The organism is Rhizobium sp. SVR5-2C (assembly GCF_056755115.1).
Map to the genome: position 1 here is coordinate 1 of NZ_JBNDHT010000181.1, position 11,336 is coordinate 11,336.

Below are 11,336 nucleotides of genomic sequence, written 5' to 3' on the forward strand. Positions count from 1 at the left end.
GCTCTCCTTCCCGCCGAAGCAGGATGAACAGCCGCCTGTAACCGAAGCGCCGTCGCTCATTAGCCAACTCGCGGAGCTTCGCTCGCAATTCAACCTCCGGCGGTCGACACGACTGATAACGCACCGTCTTGCGATCGGCAGATATGATCAGGCAGGCCCGCCGCTCCGAAAGACCCATGACGGTCTTCAGGTGCATGACGGCTTCACGCTTGGCGGCGGGCCCTACCATTTTTTTGATAGAAGCTCGCGCAGTGCGGCTGCATCAAGCATCTGTTCGGCGAGCAGCTTCTTCAGCCTGGCGTTCTCGTCCTCAAGCGCCTTCAGCCGCTTCGCCTCGGACACCTCCATGCCCCCGTATTTGGCTTTCCAATTATAAAACGTGGCTTCTGAAATCCCGTGCTTCCGGCACAGGTCCACCGCCTTCGCGCCAGCCTCCTGCTCCTTCAGCACCGCAATAATTTGCTCTTCCGTAAATCTCTGCTTCTTCATGCGTCCGTCCTTCAATGGGCCGGACTCTAATCAATTTTGGAGGAAATTACCCGTGGCAGGTCAGCTAGTCGAAGACGAATCGGTCATAGGCGGAGAAGCTGCCTATTGCCTCGCCGTTCTCTACGAAATCGGATCCGGTGTCGTCCAGTCATCGGACCAATCAGAACGCTTGTTTGTCCAGTCTGAAATTCGCGGCTTTGCGCCCGCAACGTACCAACTCGCGGGATATTCGCTTCGCAAAGGGCATTTGAGTGACGCGCTAGAACGGTACCGATCCCTGGCAGATCAAAATCCCTCCGCAGCATACTGGGCGTATCGACTTTTAACCGAGAATTCCCAGCGGCGCACCAGAACCGGTGAAGAAGAGATATATCTCGATCTTGCAGCACAGGGGCACCTGATGGCCCGCAAGGCACAGTTGTTAGCTAAAATCAAAGGTGCGCGCGGAATTACCGCGATACCTCTAGGCGTTGTACGATTGGTTCCATTTTTTGGTCGATGTTTCGAGCTGTAAAGAAAAACGACAAGTCAAAATTTACATGAGCCATTTCTCAACTAAGTCTACGGGGCCGAACTACTTCGCCAATGCAGAATACCTTCCGTCACATGAACCGCTCTCGGTGTTTAGTCCCGGCATTTTTTGGAGCGGATCGAGCGTGAAGCGTTCGGGCAGTGAGGTCCACGCTTTGCAGGTGAACTCGTAGGCTGTGAGTCCCTTGAGGGTCTTGAGTTTGAGGTCGAATACCTGAATGCCAACACGTCGGCTCAGTCTTCACGGGCGATACTATCCTCAGGCGCCCGAATTTGGATTTGCCGGGGTCTCATGTAAGCTTCCAGAATCTATTCCGTCCTCCAAGAATGCTCCGGCCAATGGACCTTCGACAGATCACCTATTTCCTTCGCGTCGCCGAGCGCAAGAGCATCACGGTTGCCGCAAACGAACTCAACGTCGCCCAGCCGACGCTCACCAAAAGCATGAAATTGCTAGAGGAAGAGCTGGGCTCCGCCCTCTTCATCCGGCTGCCGCGCGGGGTGGAACTGACGGCCGCCGGCCAGCATCTCGTCCGGCATGCCGAGGTCATCAGGATCCAGATGACCGAGGCGCGCGCAGAGCTGCACGCGCTGACCAAGGGCGACCGCGGCACGGTGCGGATCGGCGCCGGCCCGGCCTGGCTGCGCCGGCACCTGCCCGAAGTCGTCGCCAAGGTGGTGTCCACCCGGCCCGAGCTGAAAATCACGGTCATTGGCGGTTTCGACGAGGCGCTGCTGCGGGGCCTCAGGCGCGGAGACCTGGACTTCGTCGTTGCCGAAACGCCCTGGTCGCAAAATGCCAACGACCTCGATGTCGAGATCGTATCGAATGTCGACCTCTGCGTGGTGGCAAGGGAAGACCATCCGCTTGCCGGCAAGGCCAGGATTTCGATCACCGATCTCCTGAACTACCCCTGGGTTCTGCCGGTCGATGTTACCCGGGCCCGGCAGCGGCTCAATGCGCTGTTCATGTCGCACAATATTTCGCCGCCCGAGCCCTCTGTCGAAACCGAATCCATGGCCTTCATGGTCGCCATGGTCCGCAGTTCGCTGGCCCTTACCTACACCACCAGCACCGCCGTCGAACCGCCGGACGGCACCGGCCTCATAGCCCTCTATATCGAGGAACTCGCCAGCGAGCGGAACGCTGCCATCATACGCCGCCGCGCATCGTGGACCTCGCCGACGGCCGCCCTGTTGCTTGAGGAGCTCCGGCAGTTCTGCGCTGCAAACCCGGTCAACTGAGCCATTACTTTTCTCTATGGAACACGCATCCGAAGTTAGTTGTTAGAATATCGGGAAAATGCAAGTCTTCCCGTGCAAAACACGCAATGGCGGGGAGACGCCAAAAGGCAGCCGCGTGGAGATGGGTGTTTTGCAGGTTTGATCGGAGGAGAGAACAGGCATGACCCTCAGCGCCTATATTCGCGCCATTTTGTTTGCGACAAGTATGACGATCCCGGCGGCGCTTTCGACGCCGGCGCTCGCACAGGACCAGGTGCCGATTACGATCGTCATCAACCAGTCTCCATGGTTCGCCGGCTTCCAGAAAGTCGTGGAGCAGTATCAGGAAAAGACTGGCAACACCGTCACGCTCGACGTCAACCCCTTTGCCGGAAGCCTGGAAAAGCAGCGAAGCGCGGTCCGCGCCAAGGAAAGCCCCTACGATATTCTCGTCATGAATGCCGGCTTCTTCATCGAAATGTACCAGGGCGGCTTCCTGAAGCCGCTGAAGGACATCGACGCCAGCTTCACGCTGAGCACGGACATCTACACATTCGACGATTCCGTCTACTGGGATGCGGCCACCAAGAAAATCGACGGGAAGACCGGCGCGCTGATGTCGGTGCCGATCAATCCGTTTATCCCGCTGCTTCACTATCGTTCCGATCTCTATGCCGAAAAAGGGCTCAAGGTTCCCGAAACCTGGGATGACCTGCTTGCCAATGCCAAGGCGCTCAACAATCCGCCCAGCATGTACGGCATCGTCCAGCGCGGCGCGCGCGGCACCTTCGACGTCACCTATGACGTCCTGCCTTATATCTGGAGCTATGGCGGCGGAATCTTCAAGGACCAGAAGGGCGGCGACTACACCATCACCATCAACAGCCCCGAAACCAAGGCCGCGATGCAGATGTATCTGAAGCTCGCCAAGGAAGCGGGCCACCCCTCGACCGCCGGCCAGACGCAGACCAACGTCATCCAGAACATGGCGACCGGCAAGGCCGGCCATATTCTCGCCGTGCTTGCCGCCTCCACCTTCGACGATCCCAACCAGTCGATCGTCGTCGACAAGGTCGGCTTTGCGCCGCCGCCGCATGCACCGGGCTTTCCCTCCTCGCCGCCGCTTGGCCACTGGCTCGGCGGCGTTCCGAAGAACATTCCGGCCGACCGCCAGAAGGCGGCGCTCGCCTTCCTCACCTGGTTCCAGTCCGATGCGGCCCAGAGGGCCTATGCCGAAGCCGGCTCGCCGCCGGTCAGCCGGGCGGTGCTCGAATCCGACATGGCCGACAAGCCGGAATATCGCTGGATGAAGCCGCTCGCCAAGGCGCTGGAGACGGCGAAGCTTACCTTCGTCATTCCGGAATCGGCCCAGATTCTCGCGGTGACCGAGCTTCGCTTCAACCAGATCATCTCGGGCGAAATGAGCGTCAATGACGGCCTGAACACCATGGCCAAGGAAATCGAGCCGATCATGACCAAGGCCGGCTACAAGGCGCCGCTCCTGCCCGACCTGAAGGATTGACAGTGTCCATCGCACAGACCGCCAATACCCGCTCCGCCGGCTCGAAAGAGCTGGCGGAAAAGGGGCCGCGCACGCCCTCGCCGGACCGGTTCTGGCGCAGCCTGACGCTGGCCCCGGCCATCCTGATCTTCGCAGCTCTCACCGTGCTGCCGATGGTCAACCTGGCCATGCTCAGCTTCCACGACATCAACTGGGCCGAAGGGCTTTCCAGCTGGACTTATGTCGGCTTCAAGCATTATGCCGATCTCGGCTCCGATACGCTGTTCGACGCCAGCATCCGCAACACGCTAATCTTTGCGGTCGTCGCCGTGGTGATCCAGATGGTCATCGGCTTTGCGCTGGCGGTGCTGACCAGCTCGATCATCCACGGCCGGCTGTTTTACCGCACCGTTTTCCTGCTGCCGATCCTGGTGCCGGGCATCATCATCGGCGCCATCTGGAAGCTGATGTTCAGCTTCGATTTCGGCATCCTCAACAAGATCGTCTCGCTCGTCGGCATCGCGCCGCGCGACTGGCTCGGCGACGCCAATTTCGCGCTCGCCTCGATCATCGTCGTCGATATCTGGCACTGGACGCCATTCTGCTTCCTGCTGCTGCTCGCATCGCTCGAAACCCTTCCGCAGGATGTCTACGAGGCGGCCGAGATCGACGGCGCCTCGCGGTGGCAGAGCCTGTGCTTCATCACGCTGCCCTTGATGCTGCCGGCCATCGCGGTAACCTTCGTCTTCCGCCTGATCCTGGCCTTTAAGGTGTTCGACGAGGTCTATCTGCTCACCGGCGGCGGCCCGGGATCGTCGACCGAGGTCATCAGCTTCACCATCTTCCGCCGCTTCTTCACCGAGGACCAGCCGGGATACGGCTCGGCCATGTCGATCGCCACCTTTGCCTTCATCGCGCTTCTCATCATCGTGGTCACCGCCGCCACCCGCCGCAAGGGAGTGACAGCATGAGCGTGGTCGCCCAATCTACCGCCAGGACATCGACGGTCCGGCATCTCGTGCTCCTGATCGCCGTCGTCCTCGTGCTCTTTCCCTTCCTGTGGATCGCGGCTGCCGCCTTCAAGACGCAGATTTCGCTGCTCACCGGCCAGATCCTGTTCCAGCCGACCCTGATGAACTTCACCAAGGTGCTGTTCTCAAGCACCTCGGACTATATCAGGAACTTCGCGAACAGCTTCATCATCGCGGCCGTCAGCACGCTTCTGGTCCTCATTGTCTCCACGCTCGCGGCCTATTCGCTGCAGCGGATGCAATGGCCGGCCTGGGTCGGGCAATCCATGCTCGGCTGGTCGGTGATCTTCCACATGGTGCCGCCGATCACGCTAGCCGGCGCCTGGTATTCGATGTTCCGCCTGATCGGCCTCGACAATACCTATCTCGGCCTGATCCTGGCGCATACGACGCTGAACCTGCCGATGGCGCTGTGGATGATGAACGTCTTCGTGCGCGACGTGCCGAAGGAGCTGATCGAGGCGGCCAAGATCGACGGCGCCGAAACGCCGGGCATCCTCAGGCACGTCATCGTTCCCCTGGTGCGGCCCGGCCTTGCCGCCGCCGGCATCCTGTCCTTCATCTTCAGCTGGAACGAATTCGCCGTTGTCCTGACGCTCAGCCAGCGGCAGACCGCCACTGTTCCCGTCGCCATCGGCAAATATGCCCAGGAAAACACGATCGCCTTCACCGAAATGGCCGCCGCCTCGCTGCTCTCCATGCTGCCGGCCGTCATTCTTCTCCTTATCGCGCAACGCTTCATCGTTCGTGGCCTGACCTCGGGCGCGGTGAAATAACAATACGGAAGCAAGCCAATGAAAGTGGTCTTCGTCCTTTTCGATTCGCTCAATCGCCATATGCTCGGCCCCTATGGCGGCACCCGCATCCCGACGCCGAATTTCGACCGGCTGGCAAAGCGGTCCGTCGCCTTCGACAAGCATTATGTCGGCAGCCTGCCCTGCATGCCGGCCCGGCGCGACATGCTGACGGGGCGGCTGAGCTTCCTTCACCGCAGCTGGGGGCCGATGGAGCCCTACGACAATTCCTTCCCCGAACTGCTGGCCAGGGCGGGCGTCTACAGCCATCTGGTCACCGACCATTTCCACTACTGGGAAGATGGCGGCGCCACCTACCATAACCGCTACGATTCCTACGATTTCGTGCGCGGCCAGGAAGGCGATCCCTGGAAGGCCATGGTGCAGCCGCACTGGGAGCGCCTGCGCGAGAAATACCACGAGCGGCAGTTCTCCACCCAGCGCCGCAACTATCAGGCCCAGAACATCAAGAACCGCGAATCCATCAAGGAGGAAGAGGACTTCCCCTCGGTCCAGGTGTTCAAGGCCGGCATGGAATTCCTGGAGCGGAACCGGGATGCCGACAACTGGATCGTCCAGATCGAGACCTTCGACCCGCATGAGCCCTTCCATGCGCCGGAGCGCTTCAAGGACCAGTTCAAGACCGGCTGGAGCGGCCCGATCCGCGACTGGCCGCGCTATGGCCGCGTCGACGAGCTGCCTGACGAATGCGAGGAGCTGCGCGCCAATTATTACGCGACGGTTGCGCTCTGCGATTCCCTGCTCGGCAATCTGCTCGACGAATTCGACAAGCACGATATGTGGAAGGATACCGCCCTGGTCGTCACCACCGATCACGGCTTCCTGCTCGGCGAACATGATTTCTGGGCCAAGAACCGGATGAACATGTACGAGGAAATCGTGCATATCCCGCTCTTCGTCCATGACCCGCGCCGTGCGCAGCTGGCCGGAACGCGCTCGGCCAACCTGACGCAGACCACCGATCTGGCGCCGACCTTCCTCGATTTCTTCAACGTCGCGGCGCCCGCCGAGATGATGGCGCCCTCGATCTTCGCGTCGATGGAAAAGCCGATGCGGGAGGGCGCGCTGTTCGGCTATTTCGGCGGCGCGGTCAACGTCACCGACGGCCGGCACACCTATCACCGCTATCCGGCCGACCTGATGAAGCAAGAGATCAACCAGTACACCCTGATGCCGACCCATATCTTCAGCTTCTTCACGCCGGAGGAATTGTCGGCTGCCTCCCTGTCGAGCCCCTTCGGCTTCACCAAGGGCGTGCCGCTCCTGAAAGTGCCCGTCATCGAGCGAACGCCGATGAACCAGCATTACGGGCCGGGCGCCATGATCGAGAACGATATCCGGCTCTACGATCTCGCCACTGATCCGGGCCAGGAGCATCCGCTCGATGACGAGAAGGCAGAAGAGGCAATGACGGCGCTGATGCTCCGCCTGATGGCCGATAACGACGCGCCGCCCGAGGCCTTTACCCGCCTGGAACTACAGGCGCCGGCAAGCCAAGCGGTCGAGGCCTAGGCATGCCGGTCAAGAACGGCGCGGAGGCCTTGCGTCCCCTGGTCGGCGACCTCCGGCAACTGGCCTCCGTGCGCCGGATCGTGCTCGACGACGGGCCGGAACGCGGGGTGCAGGCGCTGGTCTTCTCGACCGGCGGCGGGCTGGATTTCTGGGTGCTGTGCGACCGCAGTTTCGATATCGGGCCCCTCTGGTGGCGGGGCACGCCTGTCGCCTGGCAAAGCCCTGCCGGCTTTGCGAGCCCGATGCTGCGGGATGCGGAAGCCGAAGGCGGCTTCGGCTTCGAGCGCCTGTTTTCCGGTTTTCTCGTCACCTGCGGGCTGGACCATATTCGTCAGCCGGCCAGGGGCAAGCCGCTGCATGGCCACCTTCCTTTCACGCCGGGCCGGCTCACCGCCCATGGCGAGGACTGGAATGCCGCAACGCCCGTGCTCTTCTGCGAGGGTGAGGTGACGCAGGCGCGCCAGAACGGCGAACGGCTTCGCCTGCTGCGGCGGATCGAGGCCCCGATCGGCGGATCGAGCCTGCGCATCATCGACCGCGTGCAGAATATAGGCGGCCGGGAAGAGGAGATCTTTCTTCTCTATCACACCAATCTCGGCTTTCCGCTCATTGCCCCCGGTAGCGTCGTCAGTCTGGGCGAAGAGGTCCTGCTCGGGCCGATCTCGCGGGACAGCAGCCATGGCGAGCCGTCGGTGCGCTGCCTGCCGGTGCCGGCAAGCGATCCGGTCTGCACGGTACGCCGGCCGGGCGATGGCCGCTGGCGTGGTTTCGAAGCATTGGTACGCTGGGATGCATCGACCCTGCCCTATCTGCAGATCTGGAACGATCCGCGCCCCAACAATCAGATCGTCGCCATCGAGCCGGTTTCCACCGATCGTCATCCGGACGGCACGAGCCATGCCGGCGAACGCCTGCCGCCCGGGGGAACGCGGACCTACCGCGTGGAATACAGTTTCGGGGACCTTGACGGTCCAGGCCTTTGAGGAGGAAATCATGGCTTCGGTCAGTATCAGCAACGTTCAGAAGGCCTACGGCGCCACCCGGGGTGATCCATGGCGTCGACGTCGATATCAACGACGGCGAATTCGTCGTCCTCGTCGGCCCGTCCGGCTGCGGAAAATCCACCCTGCTGCGGATGATCGCCGGCCTGGAGACCATATCGGGTGGCGACATCGCGATCGGCAGCCGGGTCGTCAACGACATGCCGCCCAAGCAGCGCGACATCGCCATGGTGTTCCAGTCCTATGCGCTCTATCCGCATATGACCGTTTCGGAAAACATGGCCTTTTCCCTGCGCGTGAAGGGGGCGTCGCCTGAGGAAAAGAAGGAAAAGGTGGCGCAGGCCGCCGCCATTCTAGGCCTTGAATCGCTTCTGGAGCGCTACCCCAAGGAACTCTCCGGCGGCCAGCGCCAGCGCGTCGCCATGGGCCGCGCCATCGTGCGCAATCCGCAGGTCTTTCTCTTCGACGAACCGCTCTCCAATCTCGACGCCAAGCTGCGCGTGCAGATGCGCGCCGAGATCAAGCAGCTGCACCAGCGCCTCGGCACGACCACGGTCTATGTGACCCACGACCAGATCGAGGCCATGACCATGGCCGACAAGATCGTCGTCATGCGGGACGGGAAGGTCGAGCAGATCGGCAGCCCGATGGAGCTTTACGATACGCCGGCTAATCTCTTCGTCGCCTCCTTCATCGGATCGCCAAGCACGAACTTCCTGAGCGGCTCGATCAAGGCGGAAAACCGGTCCGTCTTCGAAACCGCCGCCGGCGCCAGGCTCGATCTCGGCTTTGGCGCAGCCGATGCCCTCATCGACCGGCCGCTGGTCATGGGCGTTCGCCCGGAGCGGGTGGACGTGACGGGCGAAGGCGAAGGCCTGCCGGCGACGGTGTCGGTCGTCGAGCCCACCGGGGCCGAAACGGTGCTTCTCGTCCGCCATGGTTCGGAAACGATCACCGCCTCGACCGATGCCCGCTCGAAATTCACGGTCGGCTCCAGGGTTGGCCTGCGCATTGCGCCGGAGAGCGTGCATCTCTTCGACAAGGATACGGGTATCCGGCTCGTTGACAGGCAGGTCGAACCCGCGCACTGAGCGTTTTCCGGGATTGAGGCACCACCTCGACCCCGTTTCCCGACGTCAGGCGGCGAGCAGCGATTTCAGCTTGATGTCGCTGGCAACCAGCACTGCCGGGTCGGGACGGGCGCACTTGGTAATCAGCATCTCCGCCAGACGGATATCGCGGGCAACGGCATTACCCCGGCTGCGGTTCCCTCAAAATGCTGGCGCATTTCGGCTCCCGCGCGCGCAGCGCTGCGGTCGCTGTCGCGATCCTTGACCCCGCCCCCTCGGCTTCAAGTTCTTCAAATCCGCAGCGGCAATATTATCCGGCATCGAGATCGTCCACATGCTGCGAAAGCGCGAGTTGCAGGACGCTCACACCGGTCGCCCATCAAATGGCCGAACAGTTCGAAACCCTCGTTGCCGCCTTCTAAGCAGCCGCAGAAATCGTCCGAAATAGCGCTATGTCAAATTTTGCAACAGAGCCGCAATTCGTTGCCTGACTTTGCGGACGCTCATCCGGATCCGTTCAAGTCTTCGTAAAATTACCTGGAAATCTGCGGGCTGAGCTTGCGCTCGATGTGGAGGCTGTAGCGTGACAAGCTGAAGCAGATGGCGAAAAACACGATCCCGGCGAAGAAATAGGCGGTCTGGCGGATCTGGTCGCCGACGAGCCATTCGGGATCGAGCAGCGACCCTTGCAACACCCCCAGGAAATCGAACATCCCCGCCATGAGGACGATGGTCGTCTCCTTCATAATGGCGATGCTAAGGTTGACGATGCCCGGAAGGGAAGCCCGGATCGCCTGCGGGATGACGCAAAGGCCCATTGCATGCCAGTGGCTGAGCCCGAGCGATGTCGCCGCCTCGTATTGACCCCTGGGCACCGATTGAATGCCACCTCGAACGACTTCCGCCATGATCGCCGCATTGAACAGACTAAATGCGATCAGGGTGCGCACCAACGGATTGATCTCGACGCCGGGCGGCACGAAGAGTGGGAACAGGACGATCGCCAGGAACAGCACGCCAACCAGGGGAAGGCCGCGCACGATATCGATATAGAAGACTGCCAGTCCCGAGATGACAGGCATCTTGGAGCGCCGCGCCAAGGCGAGCCCAAGACCCAGGGGCAGCGTGGAAACGATCGTCCAAAGGGCAACCACGAGCGTCAGCATCAACCCGCCCCACTGACTTGTCGCCACCGAGCTCAAGCCAAAAATACCGCCGCGCAAAAGAATTCCGGCAAGTACGGGAAAGAGGAGAAGGATAGCGATGCTTGCGAAAGGCCTGCTTCGGACGGCCGGCAGGGACAGTGTCGCGATCGCGATAAGTCCGATGATCCCACAGATCATGATGCGCCAGGTTTCTGACGGCGGGTAGGAGCCGAAGAGGATCTGGTGGTAGCGCAGCTTGACGAACAGCCAGCAGGCGGCATCAACATTGGCACAATCCTGCGGCGATTGTCCGCTCCATACTGCCGACAAGACAGTCCAGTCGAAAAGCGGCGGGATCGTCCTTATGAGCCAGTAGAGGATGGCAAGCGTGATCGCCGCATTGAGCGGCGAGGAGAAGCAGTTTCGCATGAAGGTTCTGGCAGCGACCATGGTTATCGCTCGACCAATTGCATGCGCCCATTGACGATATTGCCGATCGCCGCGGTGACAAGACAAAGAAGGAGATAGCTTGTCATCGTCATCGCCATGATCTCCAATGGCTGGCCAGTCTGATTGAGCGACGTGCCTGCGAAAATCAGCATGAGGTCGGGATAGCCGATCGCAGACGCCAGCGACGAATTCTTGAGGAGCGTGATGTATTGCCCGGTCAGCGGCGGGATGATCGCCCGCAGTGCCTGGGGTATGACGATCTTGCTGTAGATCCTCCAGCGCGACAGGCCGAGTGCCTGTCCGGCTTCGGTCTGGCCGCGACTGACGGTCTCTACGCCGCCTCTAATGAGTTCGGCCACGAATGCCGAGCCATAGACACTGAGACCCACTGCCATCGCGACGAACTCCGGGATGACGGAGAGTCCGCCGGTTATATTGAAGCCCTTCAATTGCGGCAGGCTCCAGGTCACGGGCCGCTCGATGGCGAGCAGCAGGAGAAGGGGAACAGCGAGGCAGATCGCACCCGAGATCCACCGACCGCTGGACATATTGCCGGTTCTCACGCGG

General features: G+C 61.3%; 9 protein-coding genes and 2 pseudogenes. 8 read left to right on the forward strand and 3 right to left on the reverse strand.

Going from position 1 to position 11,336, the window contains the following annotated elements; all coding sequences use genetic code 11:
- Nucleotides 1-489 (reverse strand): annotated as a pseudogene (locus ACPYOI_RS32160) (transposase); the annotation flags it as partial.
- A gap of 52 nt (nt 490-541) precedes the next feature.
- On the opposite strand from ACPYOI_RS32160, the gene ACPYOI_RS32165 reads away from it, so the two are divergent.
- The 8 genes and pseudogenes from ACPYOI_RS32165 (at nt 542) to ACPYOI_RS32200 (ending at nt 9,195) form a co-directional block, all read left to right on the forward strand.
- Nucleotides 542-1,003 (forward strand): hypothetical protein, encoded by a 462-nt coding sequence (locus tag ACPYOI_RS32165; RefSeq protein ID WP_481423886.1) that lies wholly within the window; start codon nt 542-544, stop codon nt 1,001-1,003.
- A 356-nt stretch (nt 1,004-1,359) separates the two neighbouring features.
- Nucleotides 1,360-2,265, forward strand: coding sequence for a LysR family transcriptional regulator (locus ACPYOI_RS32170; RefSeq protein WP_481423887.1), 906 nt, complete (start codon nt 1,360-1,362; stop codon nt 2,263-2,265).
- Between the two features lie 160 nt (nt 2,266-2,425).
- Nucleotides 2,426-3,766 carry an extracellular solute-binding protein gene (locus ACPYOI_RS32175; protein WP_481423888.1) on the forward strand — a complete coding sequence of 447 codons (1,341 nt, stop codon included), beginning with the start codon at nt 2,426-2,428 and terminating at the stop codon, nt 3,764-3,766.
- Between the two features lie 2 nt (nt 3,767-3,768).
- Nucleotides 3,769-4,716 carry a carbohydrate ABC transporter permease gene (locus ACPYOI_RS32180; RefSeq protein WP_481423889.1) on the forward strand — a complete coding sequence of 316 codons (948 nt, stop codon included), beginning with the start codon at nt 3,769-3,771 and terminating at the stop codon, nt 4,714-4,716.
- The gene (locus ACPYOI_RS32185) at nt 4,713-5,552 is read left to right on the forward strand and encodes a carbohydrate ABC transporter permease (protein ID WP_481423890.1); all 840 of its coding nucleotides are present in this window, start codon (nt 4,713-4,715) and stop codon (nt 5,550-5,552) included. Before ACPYOI_RS32180 ends, ACPYOI_RS32185 begins: the two co-directional genes overlap by 4 nt.
- Before the next feature lie 18 nt (nt 5,553-5,570).
- Nucleotides 5,571-7,103 (forward strand): sulfatase, encoded by a 1,533-nt coding sequence (locus ACPYOI_RS32190; protein ID WP_481423891.1) that lies wholly within the window; start codon nt 5,571-5,573, stop codon nt 7,101-7,103.
- 2 nt (nt 7,104-7,105) lie between these two features.
- Nucleotides 7,106-8,086, forward strand: a complete 981-nt coding sequence (locus tag ACPYOI_RS32195; protein WP_481423892.1) for a DUF4432 family protein — start codon at nt 7,106-7,108, stop codon at nt 8,084-8,086.
- Nucleotides 8,087-8,096: 10 nt separating this feature from the next.
- A pseudogene (locus tag ACPYOI_RS32200) lies at nt 8,097-9,195 on the forward strand (ABC transporter ATP-binding protein).
- 512 nt (nt 9,196-9,707) lie between these two features.
- Here ACPYOI_RS32200 and ACPYOI_RS32205 read toward each other — a convergent pair.
- Together ACPYOI_RS32205 and ACPYOI_RS32210 are read right to left on the reverse strand one after the other, a co-directional pair.
- Nucleotides 9,708-10,769 (reverse strand): amino acid ABC transporter permease, encoded by a 1,062-nt coding sequence (locus ACPYOI_RS32205; protein ID WP_481423893.1) that lies wholly within the window; start codon nt 10,767-10,769, stop codon nt 9,708-9,710.
- A gap of 2 nt (nt 10,770-10,771) precedes the next feature.
- Nucleotides 10,772-11,336 (reverse strand): ABC transporter permease subunit (locus ACPYOI_RS32210; protein WP_481423894.1); only part of this gene is annotated, 565 nt, incomplete at its 5' end.